Annotated in this window: 12 protein-coding genes and 1 pseudogene (1 of these 13 running past the window's edge); 9 read left to right on the forward strand and 4 right to left on the reverse strand. The window is 72.6% G+C overall.

All coding sequences use genetic code 11. From position 1 onward, the window contains the following. The 6 genes and pseudogenes from ABR737_RS25840 to ABR737_RS25865 form a co-directional block, all read left to right on the forward strand. A protein-coding gene (locus ABR737_RS25840; RefSeq protein WP_350252643.1) for a lonely Cys domain-containing protein crosses the window boundary here: on the forward strand, positions 1 to 2,791 show its 3' end. 49,442 nt of this gene lie to the left of the window's left edge; only the last 2,791 of its 52,233 coding nucleotides appear in the window; the start codon falls outside the window, past its left edge; the stop codon is at positions 2,789 to 2,791. A 71-nt stretch (positions 2,792 to 2,862) separates the two neighbouring features. After that, positions 2,863 to 3,519: pseudogene (locus ABR737_RS25845) on the forward strand (type VII secretion system-associated protein); the annotation flags it as partial. A gap of 637 nt (positions 3,520 to 4,156) precedes the next feature. Further along, complete coding sequence (locus ABR737_RS25850) at positions 4,157 to 7,627, forward strand: hypothetical protein (RefSeq protein WP_350252644.1); 3,471 nt, start codon at positions 4,157 to 4,159, stop codon at positions 7,625 to 7,627. Positions 7,628 to 7,655: 28 nt separating this feature from the next. Next, a complete protein-coding gene (locus tag ABR737_RS25855) occupies positions 7,656 to 9,197 on the forward strand; it encodes an RICIN domain-containing protein (protein ID WP_350252646.1) in 1,542 nt (513 codons plus the stop codon). A 456-nt stretch (positions 9,198 to 9,653) separates the two neighbouring features. After that, a complete protein-coding gene (locus ABR737_RS25860; protein ID WP_350252648.1) occupies positions 9,654 to 10,538 on the forward strand; it encodes a glycerophosphodiester phosphodiesterase in 885 nt (294 codons plus the stop codon). Between the two features lie 314 nt (positions 10,539 to 10,852). Further along, positions 10,853 to 12,181 (forward strand): acyltransferase family protein, encoded by a 1,329-nt coding sequence (locus tag ABR737_RS25865; protein WP_502964374.1) that lies wholly within the window; start codon positions 10,853 to 10,855, stop codon positions 12,179 to 12,181. Between the two features lie 220 nt (positions 12,182 to 12,401). Here ABR737_RS25865 and ABR737_RS25870 read toward each other — a convergent pair whose 3' ends face one another. Both ABR737_RS25870 and ABR737_RS25875 read right to left on the reverse strand, forming a co-directional pair. Continuing rightward, a complete protein-coding gene (locus ABR737_RS25870; protein WP_350256920.1) occupies positions 12,402 to 12,878 on the reverse strand; it encodes a RidA family protein in 477 nt (158 codons plus the stop codon). Positions 12,879 to 13,084: 206 nt separating this feature from the next. Continuing rightward, positions 13,085 to 13,825, reverse strand: coding sequence for a spheroidene monooxygenase (locus ABR737_RS25875; RefSeq protein WP_350252651.1), 741 nt, complete (start codon positions 13,823 to 13,825; stop codon positions 13,085 to 13,087). 166 nt (positions 13,826 to 13,991) lie between these two features. Between ABR737_RS25875 and ABR737_RS25880 the strand changes: the two genes are divergently transcribed. Next, on the forward strand, positions 13,992 to 14,693 hold the full coding sequence (locus ABR737_RS25880; RefSeq protein WP_350252653.1) for a TetR/AcrR family transcriptional regulator: 702 nt from the start codon (positions 13,992 to 13,994) through the stop codon (positions 14,691 to 14,693). A gap of 6 nt (positions 14,694 to 14,699) precedes the next feature. On the opposite strand, the gene ABR737_RS25885 is transcribed toward ABR737_RS25880, so the two are convergent. Together ABR737_RS25885 and ABR737_RS25890 are read right to left on the reverse strand one after the other, a co-directional pair. Further along, positions 14,700 to 15,932, reverse strand: coding sequence for an alpha/beta hydrolase (locus ABR737_RS25885; RefSeq protein ID WP_350252655.1), 1,233 nt, complete (start codon positions 15,930 to 15,932; stop codon positions 14,700 to 14,702). A gap of 213 nt (positions 15,933 to 16,145) precedes the next feature. After that, positions 16,146 to 17,828, reverse strand: coding sequence for a bifunctional 3'-5' exonuclease/DNA polymerase (locus ABR737_RS25890; protein WP_350252656.1), 1,683 nt, complete (start codon positions 17,826 to 17,828; stop codon positions 16,146 to 16,148). 591 nt (positions 17,829 to 18,419) lie between these two features. Between ABR737_RS25890 and ABR737_RS25895 the strand changes: the two genes are divergently transcribed. Both ABR737_RS25895 and ABR737_RS25900 read left to right on the forward strand, forming a co-directional pair. Continuing rightward, a complete protein-coding gene (locus ABR737_RS25895) occupies positions 18,420 to 18,821 on the forward strand; it encodes a rodlin (protein ID WP_350252657.1) in 402 nt (133 codons plus the stop codon). 365 nt (positions 18,822 to 19,186) lie between these two features. Further along, positions 19,187 to 19,420, forward strand: coding sequence for a chaplin (locus tag ABR737_RS25900; protein WP_350252658.1), 234 nt, complete (start codon positions 19,187 to 19,189; stop codon positions 19,418 to 19,420). The last annotated feature ends 262 nt before the right edge of the window (positions 19,421 to 19,682 follow it).

Consider the following 19,682-nt stretch of genomic DNA (forward strand, 5'->3'; position numbering starts at 1 on the left):
CGTCGACCCCGCCCTGCGCGGCGAGGGCCTGCCGAGCTCCTCGGAGTCCCACGAGGCCACCATGCTCCGCATCGGCAACCTCGTCAGCTCCGGCAAGGTCACGCTGACCCCGGCGCAGGCTTCCCGCTTCACCGGCAAGCTGCCGTCCGGCGGCTCCGCGTCGCTCCAGCTGACCCTCTACCGTCCGCAGACCGAGTCCGCCGGCCGCGCCATCACCCTGATGGGGATGCGCACCACCATCCGCAGCGCCTCGTCCACCGGCAGCCAGACGTACTCACCGGGCGTGAACGTGCCGGTGAGCGGCGGGCTTACCGAGGGAAACGCGGACACCTTCAGCGGCTCGTTCCCGGTCGCGGGCGAGAACATCACGACGGGGCAGTCCACCGGCGTCACCAGCTTCCGCCGCGAGATCATCAAGTACGGCACGGGCCTGTCGCAGAACGCCGACGAGGAACAGGACGAGAGCGGCGTGCTCGGATTCACGGTGACCGCGCACGTGCTCTTGGAGGTCACCGGCCCCGAGGGCACCCGGTGGGTGACCGGCAACGCCGTGGTGCGGGCCACCTTGGAGGACGTCCTCGGCCTCGGCCTCGCCTCCATGCCGCCCCGGCCGTCCCCCAACGTCTACGACGCCCCGGCCGTCCTCGCCGCGCACGACGCCTCCGACCGGGTGCGGGACGCCGAGTCCTTCGGGGAACAACTCGCCGCCGAGTTCACCGACGAGGACATGGCCCCGCAGGTCTGGTTCGACCCCGGCGACGTCCCGACGGCGGCACGGCGGGCACTGCTCGGCGCGCGTACCGCCCTGCTGGCCGGTGGCACGCTCGCCGACGCGCGGGAGGCCGCGGGCGCCGAACTCCCCGAAGGCCTCTCGGCTGTCATGGGCGCCGCGGCCCACGCCGCCGGACTCGCACGCCGCCCCGTCACCCTGGTCCTGCGCACCCCCGCCGGCCCGGTCCACCTGCCCTTCACCCCGCCTGAGCCCGAGCCCGAGCCCGAGCCTGAGCCTGAGCCCGAGCCTGAGCCTGAGCCCGAGCCTGAGCCGGAGCCGGAGCCGGAGCCGGAGCCCGAGTCCGAGTCCGAGCCCGAGCCCGTGTCCGTGTCCGTGCCCGTGCCCGTGCCCGTGCCCGTGCCCGTGCCCGTGCCGGAGATCGTGGTGACGCCGCCGGAGGAGGACGTCCGCGCCGCGGAGGAGCTGGGCCGCGCGGCGCTGCACCTCGCCCCGGACACCGTGTGGGACGCGGAGAAGTACGCCGAATGGGCGGAACTCCGGGAACAGGCCGTCGCCACCGGGCAGGACCCGGCCGACCCGGCGGTGCCGGCGCTCCTGCACCTGGGCAGGCTCGGCGCGTTCTCGGACGCCACCCGGCTCCTGGACTCCGAGGGGAACCACCAGGGCCGCAACTACGGCAGCACGCGCACGCCCGGCGGGCTGGAGCCGCTGCGGATGTACACGGTCCGGCCCGGGCCCCACGGGAACACCACCGAGCTGGAGTTCGCCCAGTGGGCCGGACACGGCGGACCGCCGCCGTACTTCGTGCATACCGACACCGACGAAGCGACCGGCGCCAACGTCCTTTGCCTGCCGGGCGGCACGGTGCCGCTCTCCGACGCGGAGCTGTTCGCGCTGTTGGCCGCCGACCCGGAGCTGTGCCGGGCCGACCCGGACCGGTGGGTCGCGCTGCTGTCCTCCGGCCCGGGCACGGAGTCCCGGCGCTCGGAGCAGCGGGCGTACTCCGAGCGGGAGAACCGGACCGCGGTCAGCTACAGCGGCACGGTCCTGCTGTCCGAGGGCGACCCGGCCGAGCCGAGTTGGCTTACCGCCCTCCCGGACCGGGCAACCGGGTCGGCGGGCGGCTGGTACCGCACCCGGCCCGCCGGGCCGGCCGCGCGGGCCGCGCAGATCCCGCGGGGCGTGCCGTACTCGGTCGACGGCTGGTTCGACGAGAGCTTCGCGGGCACCCGGGAGCAGTTCCCGTCCCCGCTCGTCATCTCCACGGAGCGCAGCACGGTGTGGGGCCAGGGACACCACGATCCGGACCTGCACATGTTCGTGGCCGAGCTGCCCGGGCTCGGGCTGCGCGGCGAGTACAACCCGGCCGGGCCGTCCGCCGGCCGGGTGACGGATGCGGAGGGGCGGCTGTACAGTGAAGGCCCCGCCTGGGACTGGTACTTGGCGGGCCGCGGCCTGGTCGCCTCCTCCCGGCTGCGGATGATCCTCCTGGCACAAGACGCCGAGGGCGACCCGAACGACTCGGGTGTCCTGCCGGTGCCGGCCGCCTGGCCGGCCACCGGTCCCGTCAGCGCGACGCCGCCGGTCGACCCGGCCACCGTTGCGGCGGTGCCGCTTCTCCTGCTCCCGCCGGACGACCTGCTTGCCGCCGCCCAGTGGCGCGATCACGCGGGTCCCTTGTACACCTTCAGCTCCTGGCCGGCCCGACAGGTCTTCGAGGAGGGGCTGCGGCCGGGCGGAGACGAATGGATCCACCCGATCGACCACGTATACGGCGATGACCGGTCCACCTCGGCATGGGTCAGTGCGACGGCGAACCTGTCCACCGGCCTCTCCCGGGGCAGTGGTTGGCGCTTCGACATCGAGGCTCCCGGCGGAATCGATGTGAACGCCACTCTGGGCCTCGCTTCCCCCTTCCCCGACCAGTGGGAAGTGCTGTTCCCCGGGGGCGTCCACCGCCGCTTCATCCAGGGCGCGCAACGGCTGGAGAACGGGGTGCCGGTCGGCGACTACCTCCCCAACCCGCACTTCGGGGAGGACGCCGACGACAAGCGGTGAGAGACCGGAAACAGCGGGAACTTGACGACATGTGAACAGCACGACCGGGAAAACCAGTAAGTGAGGACACAATGAGTGAGACCAGCGGCGAGGCCCGTGCCGCCATCGACCCCGCGGCGGCGGCACCGGACGGCGGCACCGCCACCACGACGGTGGACCCCACCCCGCCCGAGGAGTTCATCGAGGCGGCCAAGCTCGCGCCCGACCACTGGCTGTACTTGATCGACCCGACCTGGTCCGACGAGGGCCCGCCGCCGGAGTGGGCCGTGGTGGGCCAGTGGCGCTCCGACGCCGAGGGCGAGATCGTCGAGTGGCAGGACAACGAGGACTACCGGCCCTCTCCGTCGGCGATGGGCTGGCCGGAGCCCGCCGACGACGTGGACGCCGCCATCCAGCTCGCCACCACCGGTTACGGCCCCGCCGACGATGTCACCAAGGCCCTGGCCAAGGCCGAAGTGGCGGTACTGGTGACGGCGGACGGCGACCCGGTGCGCGCGGCGGCGCCCGACAGTACCCCGGTGGTCCTGGTCTACAGCTCCCCGAAGTACCTCCACCTGGCCGGCCGGCTGGCCTTCGAGACGACGCGGGTGCCGGAGTTCCTGGAGCGGATCCCCGAGGGGCACAGCCTGTGCATCAACAGCTCGGGTCCGGTCAGCATGGTGATGACCACCGACGGCCTGGCGGACATCATGAAGGCGGCCGAAGAGGCGCCCGAGGGGGACGGGGCACCGTCCGGGTCCGCCGCCGGGCCCGTCTGGCCGCCGACGATGAGCACCGAGGGCGCGTCCTGGTCGGAGGCGTCCGGCCAGGAGGCGAACGAGCCGGAAGTGAACGAGCCGGAAGTGAACGGCTCGGCGAACGGCGTGGTCAAGGGCGCGGTCAGGCGCGGCCGGTCCCGCGCTGCCGAGGCTGACGGGAGCAGCCGCCTGGAGGACGTCCTCCTGCCGGAGCCGGAGCAGGCGTCCGCCCCGGAGCCGGCTGACGGGTCCGCCCCCGACTCCGGTGCGGAGAACGGGCGTTGAGACCGCTTCGGGGTCCGGCGGCGGGGGCGTCGTCGGACCCGGGGTGCGAGATTTTCCGTGCGAAAGTGAACTTTTCGGGCCGTACGCGCATCCCACATGCCAGGGCGGAGTTTTCCTGAACCTCCCTGAACGTCGGCTGCGTTGCCGCCGCTTCACCGAAACGTCAGGGAACTGCACCGGCCCCCCTTGGCTCCACCGCCGCACCATGACTCTCTCCACCGCTAGAACCACGGAATCAGGACATGTCGACTCCACCAGGTGACAACGGTATGTGTCAGAACCCGAGTTGCCGTGCGACCCCGGCCGGCCCGTCCGGGCCGGCTCCCGACCGAGGAGAAGAGGCGTGAGCCGTTCCGACAGCGGCCGGGCGCGGTGGTTCGGCAAAAGGGGAGGCCGCCCCGCCCCGGCCGGGCCGGCGGCGGCAGGCGGGCACCGTCCCGGGGGCGAGGGCGCTGACGAGGGGCGCCCGAAGCGGTTGCTCATCGAGGAGTACGACGGCATCAGGCTGCTGCGTACGCCCTCCGATGACACGCTCAGCAACTCCGATGTCCTCGACCTGGCCCGTGCCCTCGCCGCCGACGCGCACACCGTCACGGTGGTGGCCGGGGTCGACGCGCCGCAGTCCGCCGACCTGTGGCCCCGTCTCGGCGGCCTGCTCGACGAGCTGCGGGAAGACGGTATCCGCACGGTCCGGCTCGTCATGACCGCCGCCGGGGACGACCGGCCCGGAGCGCCCGCGCTGGCCCGCCGGATTGCCGACGCCTGGGAGTTGGAGGTCATCGCCCCCGACGGGCTCGCCCTCGTGGTGCCCGGCGGCGGGCTGTTCGTGCCGGTCCGGCAGGCCGAGCCCGGTGCCATGGTCGGCGTGGGTGTGCCGGAACGCGGCAGCTGGTGGCGTTTCCGGCCGGGTGCGGAGCCGCAGCGGATCGGCCCCCGGCAGCCTGCCCCCGGCTGGCAGCCGGCCGTTGACCAGCTGCCCGACCAGGTCGCCGGCGGCTGTGTGATCGAGCAGATCCCTGCCGGAGTGCTGACCCGTTCCCGGGACGCCGCCCCGCCCCGCCTCGACGATCTGTGCTACTCCGTACCCGCCGACCCCGGGGGCCCCACCGTGCTGGTGGGCGTCCCGGAGGGCGAGGACGTCTCGGCGGGCGACCTCGTGGAGGTGCTCAGCGCCCTGCCGGAGGCCGTGCGGAAGCAGGTCCGGCTCGCCCCGGGCAGCCCCCGTGACATTTTGCGTACCGGTCAATGGGTTTCCGACGCGTTGGGGACCCAGGTCGTGGTGTACACCGGTATGCCGCTGCTGTCCCACGGCACGCCCACCCACCCCGGGACGGTCCGCTCGGTACTCGTCGGCGCCGACGGCGCGCCCCGCTGGCAGGCGTTCGTGGACGCGGTGATGTGCCTGCCGGCCGGGGAGAACGCACCGGCACAGGCCCCCCGGCTGCTGCGCTGGGGCCGGCTCCCCGCGATCCACGGCACCGCGGGCCGGGAGCTGTCCGAACACGGCGTCGTCTCCCTCTCCGAAGGGTGGCAGGCCGGCGTGACCCGGGCGGGCCTGTGGATCACCGATGCCGCGGAGGGGCGTCCCCCGGCGGCGGCCCGGCCGGCGGACGCGGAGGGCCCGGCAATCGAGGTGGGCCGGCCCGGCCAGTCCCTTGAGGCGTCGCTGTACCCCGCGCTCGGCACGCTCTTGGGCAGCCTCGGCGTCGACGTTCGCAGCAGGGCACGGCTGTTCGTGCACGGTACGAGCGTGGACGGCGGACGCGAACTGCGCCGTATCGCCGCCGAACACGGCCTGCGCGCCATCCGCTTCGGCAGCGCCCTCGCCCCGCCGCAGGCAGCCTCCCCCCACACGCAGGCCGCCCCGGCTGGCCTGCCCGCCCCGTCCGCCCCGGCTGCTCTGCCCACCCCGCCCGCGCTCCCGGCGAACCCGGCGAACCCGGCCGGGAAGCCGGAGTCGCCGCCCCTGCCGGGTCCCCCGCCCACGCTGCCGACGACATCGGCCTCGAACGCCCGCCCCGCCGCCTCGGCGCCCGCCGGTGCTCCCGCTCCGGAGGCGGCTGCCGTCGGCTCGGCCGAGCGCTCCGGGCGCCCTTCCGCTCCGAGCCGCCCCCGGCCCCCGGCGGACCCCGAGCCTCCGGTACCCGAACCCGCCTCGATCTCCCGGGCCTTGACGGGAGCCCCGGACCCGGCCCCCGAGCCGCGACGCGCCGGCCCCCGCCCGGAGGGTGCCGCCCCGCACCCGGAGCCCCCCGCCCCCCGGAGCACCGAGCCCGCCGGGTCCGCGGCGGCTCCCGGCCCTTCGCCGGAGCCGGAGCGCGCACCGGAGCCCGCGCACGAACCGGAGCCCGCGCACGAACCGGAGCCCGAGCACGCACCGGAGCCCTCCGCGCGAGCGCTCGGCGCCGGACCGTCGAACCGGTCCCGTGCACAGCCGCCTTCGCGGAGCGTTCCAGGTCCCGGTCCCCGAGGCCCGGGATCCACCGGGGCCGCTCCGGAGCGCGGGGTCATGCCGGACCCGATCACGCCGTTACCCGGTGAAAGGTCGGGCGAGCCGCCTGCCCGGGAGGCGCCCGGCTCCGGCCGGCCACCGGAGGCCCCCGCCCCGCCCACCCGGCCGTCCCGTTCCGAGCCCCCCACAGCGCCGGGGCCACCCGAGGTTCCCCCGTTGCCCGAGGCGCCCTTGTCGCCCACGGCACCCGAGGCACCGGCTCGCAGTACGGCACCGCCGCGGCCTACGACGCCCGAGGCGCCCGCAGCGTTCATGGAGGTCGAGGCGCCCACGCCGCCCACGGCACCGACGCGGCCCATGGCGCCCACGGCATCGACGGCGCCCCCCATGCCCGGGGCACCCACACCACCCACACCACCCACGCCACCCACACCCCCCACAAAGCCCGAGGCACCTACGGCACCCGAGACGCCGGCGCCACCTACGACACCTACGGCACCGCGCGCGGTCGCCCCGTCCGGAGCGCGGCGGCCCGCCGCCGTGGCTGCCGACCCGCTGCCGCCGGTCCCGTTCCTGCCGGGGTACGTCAGTAGCCCGGCGGAGCGCACCTCCTTCCGCGGGCTGGCGGAGGACAGGTGGGAGCGGCACAGTTCCGCCGTCATGCGGGCGCTCACCAGGATGCCCGCGCTGCGCGGGCCGGAGCAGGAGGATGCCCGCGACGACCTGATCGCCCTGCACATGTACCTGCATGACACCGAAGGCCCGTTGAGTTACGGCGAGTTGGCCCAAAGCCTGCGGGCGGGCGAGGCGCGGCTGCTGCCCTACGGCGCGTGCGTGGCCTCCGCCCTGCGCCGGCTCCCCTCGTACCGCGGGCTCGCCTTCCGGGGCACCGACACGGCGGACGCCGCCCTCGCGCCGGGGAACCTGCTGCGCGAGGCGGCCCCGGTGAGCGCGCTGCCGGTCGGGGTGGGCGCGCCGCGGCCGGGCGGTCCGCAGTACGCGATCTGGTCGGCGACCGGACGCCGGGTACGCGAGCTGGCGGGCGGGCCGGGCGCCGCCGGCCGCGACGAGGTCGTCTTCGCGCCGGGCTCGCTGCTGCGGGTGCTCGACGTACGCGAGAGCGACGGCGCCCCGCTGGTGCTGCTGCGCGAGGTGCCCGCCACCCCCGCCACCGCGACCACCTCAGCGGTGCCGCAGAGCACGGAACTCGACGACCACGACCGTGCGGCGCTGGACAGGCTGGACCAAGCCCTGCGCCGCCACCCTCTCGCACCGGGGCTGTTTCGCTGGCCGGAGTTGTGCGAGGGGCCATTGGGGCGGCGCGGGGACGCGGTCGGTACCGCGTCCGGCGCCGCCCGCTGACCGACCCGCGAACCGAAACGGAGTCACGATGCCCAACAAGGAACCGACGGGCCTGAGGGGACCAGCGGTGCGCCGCGCCGTGCCGCTGCCCGGGTCCGCAGGCCAACCCGAGCCGGACGCGCCGCTGGACAAGAGCGGTGACGTGAGCGGCCCGTCGAGCACGCCGGCGCCGGGCGGACCGTCCGCGCCGCCCACTCCGCCGGCCTCCTTCGAACCGGCCTCGTCGGCCCGCGCGAAGGGCCCGGCCGGGTCCGCGGCGTCCGGGCCGACCGCGGCGTTCGGCTTCACGGCGCCGAAGCCGCCCAAGTCGTTCGGAACTGCGGCGTCCGGGCCCACCGCGTCCGCCGACTCCGCGGCGCCCGAGTCCGCGGCGCCCGAGTCCGCGGCGTCCGAGCCTGCCGAGTCCGAGTCCGCCGCGTCGTCCGGGCCGAGCTCCGCCCCGGCCCCGGCGGCGGGATCCGAGGCGGCGTCGGGCGGCGAGGAAGGCACGTCCGAAGCGAAGGCTCCGACGACGCCCGCCAGGGCCAAGGCCCTGGCGGGCTCGTCCGCGTCGGCCACCGGATCGACGGCCGCCACGGCGTCCTCCTCGTCGGAGCACGGCGGAGGGCGCGGCGCGGGTGCCGCCGGTGGCACGGCGGCCGCGGCCGGCGGCAAGCCGCCGGAGGCGTCCACCGGGACGGGCGGGGGCGAGGAACCCCCCTCGGGCCGGCCCACCAAGGCGCTGCGCGCCGCCGCGGCCATCGCGGGCGCGCTCTTGATTGCCGTGCCGCTGCTGGCCCTCACGATGGGGGATGACGACAAGAAGGACAAGACGGCCGAGGCTGCCGCGGAGATCACCGTTCCGAAGGGCGACGATCAGCGGGCGCCCGGCTCGTACACGGGCAAGTCGCCCCTGGTCCCGCCGAAGGCCGACAAGGGCAGTAAGGGCACCAAGGGCGGGGAGAAGGCGGAGGGCTCCGAGTCCGGTCCGGACGGCAAAGGCCAGTCCGGGGCGCCCGCCCCCGGAAAGGACAAGAAGGGCGGGGAGAAGGGGAAGTCCGCCTCGCCGCCGGGCAAGATCGGATTGTTCGGGGGGCCCGGCCCCGCTCTCCTCGGCACGAAGCAGCTGCAACTGCGGAACGTCATGACCGGAATGTGCGCCGACATTCCGGGCTACGGAGGAAAGGGCAAAATCAACGGGGAGGTGGACCAGTTCACGTGCGTCGACCCCAGGACCGCGGACAACGAGATGTGGGACATCGATGTGAAGCTCAAGGGCAAGGCCCCCGGCGGCGGTGACCTGTTCGTGGTCCGCAACAGCACGGACGGGCTGTGCATGGACCTGCCCGGTTACGGCGCCGTGCCCGGGGCGACGGCGGTCTCCGAGTACACCTGCGACGGCACCCTGGGGGACAACCAGCTCTGGTGGAAGGACGACCGGGGCAACGGGAAGTTCTGGCTGCGCAACTACTCCAGCAACAACATGTGCCTGGACGTCTGGGGCAAGGAGTTCGGCACCGGTGGCCGCGCCGCCCGGCTCGGCGTCGCGAACTGCTACCCGGCCGACGACCACGAGTGGCGGCTCAGCTGATCCTTCGCCGGGGGCCCACCCTGTGATCCCCCGGCCCTGACCGGCTCCGCCTGGCCGGGCTGACCGCCCGACCCGGCCCCCGTGGACCCTCACACGTCCGCGGGGGCCTCGTCATGCGTCCGGCCACCGCCCCGGATGCCGCCCGGTGCGGGAACACCGCTCACCGCACCCACGGCGCTTCGGCGACGGCGTACACACGGATGGCGGGCGGTCCGGAAGCCGCAGCTCACCTGCTCCACCACCTCGTCCGACCCTGCTGGCCTGGGAAATGGCGACCAGCGGGGCGGGTGGTGCACCGCCGTCGCAGGGCTGCCCGCGTGGCGGGTGACGGGGGATGCGGGCATGTTGAGAAGGCAGCCGCATTGCTGGACGGAATGGCACGGAAGGAAGGACCCCAGGGGGCATGCCTGACGCGGACGCGGCCGTCCGCGGGTGAACGGACCAGGAGGCTCCCGGATGCTTCGGAGATCGCTGCGGATCCCCGCCGCCGGGGTCGCCTACCTGGTGGCGGCCGCGGTGTCGTCGTCCGCGATGGCGTCCGGCCCCGAGGAGTACGCGGATGTCGCGGTGACCAGCGGGGCACGGGCCGGCCCCGGCACCGCGGCCACCCTGCTGATCGCCCACCGCGGCGCCTCCCGTTACGCGCCCGAGAACACCCTCGCCGCCGTCGATGCCGCGCACCGCCGCGGGCTCATATGGGTCGAGAACGATGTGCAGCGCAGCAAGGACGGCCGCCTGGTGGTGATGCATGACGCCACCCTGCGGCGGACCACCGACGCCGCGAAGGTGTTTCCCGGTCGGGCGCCGTGGCGGGTCGGGGACTTCACGGCCGCCGAGCTCGCGCGGCTGGATGCCGGCAGCTGGTTCGGCAGGCGGTTCACCGGGGTGCGGGTGCCGACGCTCGCTGACTATCTACGCCGTCTGGACCACAACGGGCAGCGCCTGTTGCTGGAGATCAAGGCCCCGGAGAAGTATCCCGGAATCGAGGCGCAGGTCATCCGCGAACTGCGGGCGCGGGGGTGGCTGGACCGGGACCATGTCCGCAGCCGGCTGGTCGTCCAGAGCTTCTCCGTGCCGTGCGTCAAGGCCGTGCACGAGAGGGCGCCGGAGATCCGTACGGGGATACTCGGGGCGCCCGGGACGGACAAATTGGCGCGCTATGCGCGGTTCGCCGACCAGATCAACCCCCGTGCGTCCGCGCTCAGTTCAGGCTGGCTGGCGGCCGTGCACCGGCTGCGCGGGCCGCACGGGCGCCGGCTGCAGGTCTACGTGTGGGACGTGGCGAAGAACACCAGCGCCCGGTCGGTGAGAGCGCGAGGGGTCGAAGGTGTTATTGAATAATGGGCAACGGCCGGGGATTCGCGGGGCATTGTCCAGATCCCGGTCCGGTTCTCGTGGCGCGCCGGACGGTGGTCCGGGCCGCGCTGCCGTCCGCGGTGCGTGAAGGAGCTGTGGAGGGCGGATGCGGCGCGTGCGGCCGCCGCAGTCGGGGATTTACGTGATTCCCGCCGCGGGGCTAAGGTGCCTGAGATGTTCGACGCCGCCACACTCCCCGTAAAAGAACTAAGACGCAGGATTTGGCTTTTGGGTTCCGATTTGCGGCCCGGTGCGGGCCAGCGTCCAGCTCCTCCTCTGGGAACGTTCCGGGAGGCTCCTTGAAAGACAATTTTCCGGCGTACGGCGAACGGCGGGTTCCGCTTCCCCCGCCTCGGCAGATGCCGCATGACGAGATGAGTCCGGCGGGCGCAGCCGCGGCCGGCGGTGCGACGGCAACGATGGCTACGGCGACGACGACCGCGAGGGCGACCGCCTCCGGGACTGCCACGGCGACCGCCCCCGGTTCGGCGACGGATCGTCAATCCGCGTCCACCGCCGGTACTTCACCTGCCGGACCCCGCAGTCATGCCAAGCGTCGGGCCGCGGGCCGCGGCAAGAGCGCCGACGCGGCGGATGCCAAGGCGAAGCCGCGCGACGCCTTCTTCGACAATGCGAAGTACCTGGCCATCGTGCTCGTGGCGATGGGCCACTCCTGGGAACCGCTGCGCGACGGCAGCCGGACGGCGGCGGCGCTCTACATCACCGTCTACGCCTTCCATATGCCGGCGTTCATCATCATCTCCGGCTATTTCTCGCGCAGTTTCGATATGCGCAAGGACCGGCTGCAGCGGCTGATTACCGGGGTCGCGGTTCCCTACATCCTCTTCGAAGTCGCCTACACGCTCTTCAAGAGGTGGGCGGATGACGATCCGGGTTATCCGATCAGCCTGATGGACCCCTGGTATCTGACGTGGTTCCTGGCCGCCCTGTTCATCTGGCGGCTGACCACTCCGCTGTGGAAGATCGTGCGCTGGCCGGTCCCGCTCGCCCTGGCCGTTGCCGTTCTCGCGTCCCTCTCCCCGGACATCGGCGATGACCTGGACCTTCAGCGGGTGCTGCAGTTCCTGCCGTTCTTCGTGATCGGGCTGTCGCTGCGGCCGGAGCACTTCAGGCTCGTACGCCGCAGGAAGGCGCGGATCCTGGCCGTACCGGTCTTCGCGGCCGCGCTGGTCTTCGCGTACTGGGCGGCGCCGCGGATGAACGCCGCGTGGTTCTACCACCGCGACGCCGCGCAGGAGCTGGCCGCCCCGTGGTGGAGCGGCGCGGTGATGACGCTGGCGATGTTCGGCTGCTCACTCGTTCTGGTGGCCTGCTTCTTCGCCTGGATTCCGGGGCGCACGATGTGGTGCACGGCGCTGGGCGCGGGCACTCTCTACGGCTACCTGCTGCACGGCTTCCTCGCCAAGGGGTCGCGCTTCTGGAACTGGTACGACGCGGCCTGGATGCACACCCCGTGGGGCGCGGTACTGCTGACGCTCATCGCGGGCACCGTCATCACGCTGCTGTGCACACCACCTGTGCAGCGGACCTTCCGCTTCGCCATGGAGCCCAAGATGACCTGGGCCTTCAAGAAGGACCCGGTGGGGATGGCCCGCGGCCGGAACTGAGCGGTCGTGCGCGGTGCGCGGTGCTCGCTGCGCGGTGATGCGTCAGCGGGTGGGTGAGGGCGCGACGGAAGCGTACGTCCGTGAAGCAGCGCAAGGGCGCTCGTTCCGCCGGGAGACCGGCGGGGCGGGCGCCCCTCGCGCGTAAGGGGGCGCAGCGGCCGGGCGTCGGGTTGGCATTGGTGCCGGTGCCGGTGCGGTCGTCGGCGTCGGTGTCGTGCCGTCAGCGGACGACGGCGATGCCTTCGATCTCGACCAGGGCCGTCTCGTCCCACAGACGGGTGGCGCCGATCACGGCCATCGCCGGGTAGTCGCTGCCGACCAGACGCTTCCACACCGCGCCGAGATCACGGGCATGGCGGCGGTAGTCGGCGACATCGACGGCGAAGACGGTGAGCTTGGCGAGGTCGGACGGGCGGGCGCCGGAGGCCGCCGCGACGTCCAGGAGGTTCGTCAGCGCCCGCTCGAACTGCTCGACGATGCCGTCCCCGACGATCCGGCCCGAACCGTCGAGAGCGGTCTGCCCGGCGAGGAAGACCATGGTTCCCGGGGCCGCGCGCACGGCATGGCTGAATCCGGTCGGCGGCGCGAGATGCGGTGGATTGATGCGCTCCAGCTCCCCGCCGCGCGCGCCTGAGGCAGCACCGTGGTCACCGCGCGCGCCCGCGGCAGCACCGTTGTCACCGCTCCCGGCACTCATGTCCGCTCCCGCGTCCATCCCGCTCTCGTCACTCATCCTCACCGGTTCCCCTTCGCCGTCAACGCGTCTCACACACCCGGGAATTGAAGCGCGTTCCGTTCCGCCCGGGTAGCCCTTCACCGTTCACCCGGCCTTCGGCGTTCACCCGGCCCTCGGCTTTCACCTGCCCCTCGGCCGGGGCACACCTGGCCAGGGGTTCGCGTCGGCTAGGGGTTCCGCCCCGCCTTCGCGGCCACTGCCATCGGCTCATGGCCGTCCAGTGTGCCCTGGGCGCCATAGGGCCGGCAGCGCAGAAACGCTGCCTCGTGGTGAAAGGGCTCCGCCTCGTGCGCCCTGACCGCTTCCTTGTGTGCCGGCCGGTCGGCGCCGTAGGCGTAGTGGCACATCGCCGACATGCTCTGCCAGAGGGAGAACGTGCCGACGAAGCGGGGCGGTCTGGCCAGGGCTGCCGAAGCGATCAGCGAAGGGTCGGCCGCGGCCCGGCCTGCGGCCCGGGAATTGGCCCGCAGGAACGGCAGTGCGCGACGCAGCCGCAGCTGCCCGAGGGTGAGCACGACGACCGGCCCGTCCTCCGCTTCCGGCCCGGCGCCCGGGTCGGTCTCGACCGGCATCGCGGGCCAGGAACCGGATATCCGCAGCGGCTGCAGCCGCACATGCCAGCCTCCGGCCAGCCGCCGCGGCAGCGGGTCCTCGGCGAGGAACCGGTCGAGCGCGGCATCGTCCTCCCACGCGGCGAGCAGCGCGGCCCGGCCGGGGCGCAGCACGGGCGGACCGGACGAGATGGCGCCGGTGAGCGTGGTCTGTGCGTACCGGAGGCCGGGGGTGGCGTCCGGCCGTGGACGCTCGCGGAGGACGGCGCGGACGTTGCGGACACCGATGTCGGCGAGATGAAGGGAAACGATCACGACGAGCCCCCGTACCTGGTCCGGTGGGGACGGTCCTGCCACGGCAGTTCCACTGAATCCTGATCCTGCTGGTGACGGCCGACCGCCGACCCCACTGATCCTACTGATGCGTATACCAAGTGGTACACGCATCAGTATCCTTCATCGAAGCGGCCATGGCGAGCCGAAAACACCAGCCGGAACAAGCCAGATCGCAGGGTGGGAGCGCATGAGCGAGATCGACCGGAACCGCGCCGCGCGTGCCGAGGCCAGGACGCGTATCGAGGACACGGCGGCCCGGCTGTTCGCGGAGCGCGGCTTCGCCGGCACGACCATCGGGGAGATCGCCGCCGAGGCGGGCCTGAGCAAGCCGATGCTCTACCGGCACTTCGACTCCAAGCAGGAGTTGCACCTCGCCCTGCTGGAGCGGCACCGCGATGAACTGGCGGCCGCCCCGGTCCGCGAACTCCTCCACGGCGAGGGCGATCTGGCCACGAGGATGACGGCGATGTACGAGGCCTGGTTCGGCTATGTGCAGAGCCATCCGTACACCTGGCGCATGATGTTCCGGGACACCACGGGCGACGCGGAGGTGGCGGCGTTCCACCGTGAGCTGCAGCGCAGACAGCGGGAGACGGACATGGCGCTGCTGCGCGAGTTCGTGCCCGGGATCCCCGAAGCCGAGCTGGAACCCCTCGGCGAGGCGATCCGCAGTGCGCTGTACGGGCTCGCGCTGTGGTGGCTGGAGCGTCCCGACCACCCGCGCGAGCTGCTGGTCGCGACGATGGTTCGGATCACCCGTGGCCTGATCTCCACCGTCGGGGCCCCGAGCGGCGGGCACGGGGGCGACGTCCAGGGCGCCGAGGCCGCCGATGCTGCCGGGGCATCGGCGGGGGAGGACCCTCCCGGCCCGCCGGGAGGGACGGACTGAGCGGTCTCACACCACCGCCGGGGAGGCCGGGTGGAGCGCCGCCCGCAACTGTCCCGTCCAGTGGGCCGTCATTTCCTTCGCCACCCGGGTGTCCGGCGCGTACAGCTCGAAGCCGTGCCAGGCACCGGGGACATTGCGGACCGTGACCGGCACCCCCGCGTCCATCAGACGCCGGGCGTAGGCCAGTCCCGCCTCGCGCATCGGATCGAGATCGCAGACCAGGACATGGGCCGGTGGCAGCCCCGACAGCTCGGTGGCGCGAGCGGGCGCGGCATACGCCTCCGCCTCCGTCGTCCCTTCCGGAAGGTAGTGCTTCCACGATGACTGGACACCGCGCCCGTTGAGCACCCGCGCGTCCAGGGCCCGCTCGGTGTCCGCCGCCGTGTCCACAGCCGCGTCCGCGGTCCGGTCCGCCGCCGCGTCCGCTCCGACCCGGTCATCCAGATCCGGGACGCACAGCGACTGAAAGGCGAGCTTCGGCCCGCCACGGTCGCGGGCCATCAGCGCGACCGCGGCGCCGAGACCACCGCCCGCGGACTTGCCGGCCACCGCGATCCGCGCGGGATCGATGCCCAGCTCGGCGGCCCGCCCCGCCACCCATTCCAGCGCGAGATAGCAGTCCTCCACCGCGGCCGGATAGCGGTGCTCCGGGGCGAGGCGGTATTCGACGGCGACGACGACAGCGGGCAGTGTGCGGCAGAGTTCGATGGCCACCCGGTCCTGTCCCGGCAGCGCCCGGCCGAGGGCGAACCCGCCCCCGTGGAAATGCAGTACGGCGGGCAGCAGCACGTTGCCGGCTCTTCCGGCTCTTCCGGTGCTTCCAGTGCTACTGGCGTTCCTGGGACTCCCGGCGCTCCCGGCGTTCCCGGTGCCCTCGGCGGCATCACCGTGCCCGCCCTCTCCCGCACCGGCCCCCTGCGCGGCCCCCTGACCGGCCCCCGGCTCGGTGCTGCCCACCGCCCCCTCCGGACGGTAGACCTCGACCGTCAGCGTGCCGTCACCCACCCGCGTGCCGTCACCCACCCGCGTGCCGCCGCCCGTTCGTGGGATGCCGAACCGGTCGCTGCACACGCCCGTACGGTCCGCCGGGAAGGCGGCCAGCATCTCGTGGAATCCGGCGCGCGCGGCCTCGATGTCCTCATACGGATCGGGGATCCGCGGCAACGCCTCAAATGCCGGGACGAGTTCGGGGTGCACCCGCATCGCGGTCCGGTCATTCGGCTCGGGCTGGACGCTCATACGGAGTGCTCCTCGTTCAGGACGGACATGCCACAGCTTCTGCTCACGATCTCCGCCCCCACGCGCACTCGCCCCGCCCGCAGGCGGTACGCGCACGCCCACAGCCTGCCCCGACCCGTTGCACGGTGTCCCCGCCGCACCGGCCCCGACGCCGCCACCCGCCTGCCATGCCCGCCGCCTGCCCTGCCCGCCCCACCACACCCGCCTCCCCGCTCACTTCGCCTCGGCATAGCACTCCACCACCGCCGTGGTGAACGGGAAGCGGACCGGAGTCTCCCCGAACGCGATCCGCCCGGCCGCCGCGGCAGCCGCCGTGATCGCCTCGGCGACCGTCGCCGCCTCCTGTGCGGGGCAGTGCACGATCACCTCGTCATGCTGGAAGAAGACCAGTTCGGCGCGGAGCCCGCCCTCCGACAACGAGCGGCGCAGCGCGGCCAGGAGCAGCAGGGCCCAGTCGGCGGCGCTGCCCTGCACGACGAAGTTGCGGGTGAACCGGCCGCGCGCGCGGGCGGCCGCCGAGCCGGTGCCGTAGGCCGGTGAGGGTTCCTCCTCCTGGGGCAGGCCCGCCTCGTCGGGGGGTGCCATGGAAACGGGCGGGCAGGTGCGGCCCATCCAGGTGCGCACCAGCCGCCCTTCCTCGCCCGCGCGCGCCGCCTCGTCGACATACGCCACCGCGGCCGGATAACGGCGGCGCAGATCGGCCATGTGCTTGAGGGCGTCGCCGGACGTCTGGCCGTAAATGGCGCCCAGCAGACCGAGCTTGGCCCGGGCACGGTCGCCGCCGAACGCGCGGGCGGCCAGATCCGCATACAGATCCTCGCCGCTGCCGGCCAGCTCCATCAGGCCCCGGTCGCGGGAGACGGCCGCCAGCACCCGGGGCTCCATCTGGGCGGCGTCGGCGACCACCAGGCGCCACCCCGGGTCGGCGCGTACGGCCTGCCGGATCACCTTGGGGATCTGCAGCGCACCCCCGCCGTTGGTGGTCCAGCGGCCGGAGACCGTGCCACCGGGCAGATACTCGGGGCGGAAGCGGCCGTCGTGCACCCACTGCTGGAGCCATGCCCACCCATGGGCGGTGTAGAGGCGGTAGAGCGTCTTGTACTCCAGCAGCGGTGCCACCGCGGGGTGATCGATCTGCTGCAGCTCCCATTTACGGGTCGAGGTGAGGGGAATCCCGGCGCGGGCAAAGGCCTTGATGATGTCGTTCGGCAGATCCGGGCGGACCCGCCGGCCCGCCCCGAAGGCACGGGACACCTCGTCGGCCAGCTCCGCCATGCGGCGCGGCTCGCCGCCGCCCGGATAGCGCTCTCCCAGCAGCTCGTCGAGCAGCTTGCGGTGCACATCGGCGCGCCAGGGCACCCCGGCCCGCCCCATTTCCGTGGCGACCAGCATGCCCGCGGATTCGGCGGCGAGCAGCAGCCGCATCCGGTCCGGGTGTTCCGCCCGCTCCGTACGTGCCACATGGCCGGCGTAGACCTCCAGCAGCGCCGTGAGCTCGTCCGTGCCGGGCGGCAGCGGCACCGGGCCCGGCTCGAACAGGGACGGCTGGGCCTGAGCCGTACGGACCGGCGCGTCCTGCGGGACGGGCCGGCCGTGGAGCCGCGCCCAGGCGGCGGCCAGCGAATGCGGCTGGCCCGACTGGCCTTCCTCGTGGCCGATCAGCAGCGCCTCCGCGGCCTCCACGTCATAGCACCGCTCGACCCGCACCTCTGCCGCCAGCAGCCGCCGGTAGATCTCCGCGGTGGAGCGCCACACCCACCGTTCGACCTCGGGCCGGCTACGCACGGCCTCGGCGAGCGAGGGCTCCCGCAGCACCGGTCCGGCGGGCCGGCCGTCCCGGTCGAGCGGGCAGAGACGAGCACCCCCGTCGCCCGTCTCCACCATCGCCCATCTCATGCCTCCGAGTCTTCCACCAGGGTCTGACATTCGCCCTGACCAGCGCAGACGACACGACCCCGCAACCCTCACGGCAGCCTTCACGGCAACCCTCACGGCAGTCTTCACGGCAGCGGAACCGCCGCGGCCCGCCACTCCGGCGGGACGGGCTGCCGCCACCCCCGCAGAACCTCCACGCCAGGACGCCATTTCCCGGACATCCCCTTGCCCACGACGCTCTTTCCTCCCCAACCGGATGTGATCACGGGCAGATTGGCGCTTCGTGCACCGTGCGGTGTGCGCAACACCCGCAACATCGTCGCCCCGGCCGAACCCGGCGGACGGCAACACCGCCCCTCAACCCGCCTTCTCCGTATAGCACTTGAGCCCGGCAATGGGCAGGTGAGCCGCCCGCCGGCAAAGGGCGATACGAATTCTTCGTACCGGCCTTTGAAATGCCAAAACGGCATCCGGAAGGCGAACTCGGCCCGGGTGCAGTGATATGTATCTATGGTTTCGTGGCATTCGAGTGAAACGGCGAAACCGCACCCCCAGAAGCGAGTTGACCAGTGCGCTCCGGAAACGGGCACTCCGCTTCGAGAAGGGTAAATCGTGATCAAGAAGGTCCTGGCCACGACGGCTGTAGCCGCGTCCGTCGTCGGCATCTCGGCAACGGTCGCCCCCCAGGCAATGGCGATCGGTAACCACAACGGCACGTCGACGGTCAACGGCAACGGTGCCAAGAGCGCGTTCGGAAACTCCACCACCGTGGGCAAGATGAGCCCGCAGTTGGAGCTCGTCCAGGGCTCGCTGAACAAGCCGTGCCTCGCCCTGGGCAAGGTGAACGCTCAGGTCTGGGCATGGCTGGCCAACGTGCAGGACATCAATGTCCTGGCCTCGCCGCAGAACCAGCAGTGCACGGAGAACTCCACCCAGGCCAAGGGTGACGAGGCACTGTCGCACATCCTCAGCGACCTCCCGATCCTGTCCGGGAACGGCGTCGGCAACCACTGAGCCGGCCATCGGCTGCAGGTCCGGACCGCCGGCTCTCGCTTTCAGAGCGGTCCGGGACCTGTGGCACCCCGTTGGGAACCGTAGGGACGGAATTCCTCGATCCCCCTTTCGGTAGGAATTCGTATTCGGCGGCTACCTCGCCTGTTCGAACTCCGGTGTTTTTTCCGCGTCGTATGCGCGGTGACAATCTCCTGAAGCGGTGCTGCATCGTTCGGGCGATTCCTCCGAAAACCTCCCGGCAAGAGTTTCGTGCCAGAGGGGAAATCGTTACCAATATCGGCAGCGGTGTTACGGGCGAGCAGAAAACCGCCCGTGCGACACGACGGTCGTGTTCGCCACGGACCCGCTGCAAGGAAGGGCTGAAAGTGAAGTACGCAAAGGTCGCAGCGATCACTGCCGGTACGATCATGGCGGTGGGTGCGGCGTCGCCGGCCTTCGCCGACGCAGGGGTCGCGGGTGGCGCCAAGAACTCGCCCGGTGTGCTCTCCGGCAACGCCATCCAGGTGCCGGTGCACATCCCGGTCAACCTCTGCGGCAACACCGTCAACATCGTTGCGCTGCTGAACCCGGCGTTCGGCAACACCTGCGTGAACGCCTGACTCGAAGGAATTCGAGCCATGTCGATGTGACCTGGCCCCGGTGCGCGGTCACCTGCGCACCGGGGCCGGTCGCCATTCGCCTTGTGCGGGTGGACGTATAACGCCCGCAATTTCCGGGCGGCTCGTCCGAGAAGAGTGAACTCGTCCGAGAAGAGTGAAACTTCAGGGTTTCTCAGGACGTAAGCATTCGTTAGGCACGCTGAAATCGGTCATCCGAGCAGCGAAGTGATTGCTCATGTGGCGTTGCTGCCGCCGGACCGTC

It is taken from the genome of Streptomyces sp. Edi2 (assembly GCF_040253635.1).
Classification (GTDB): Bacteria; Actinomycetota; Actinomycetes; order Streptomycetales; family Streptomycetaceae; genus Streptomyces.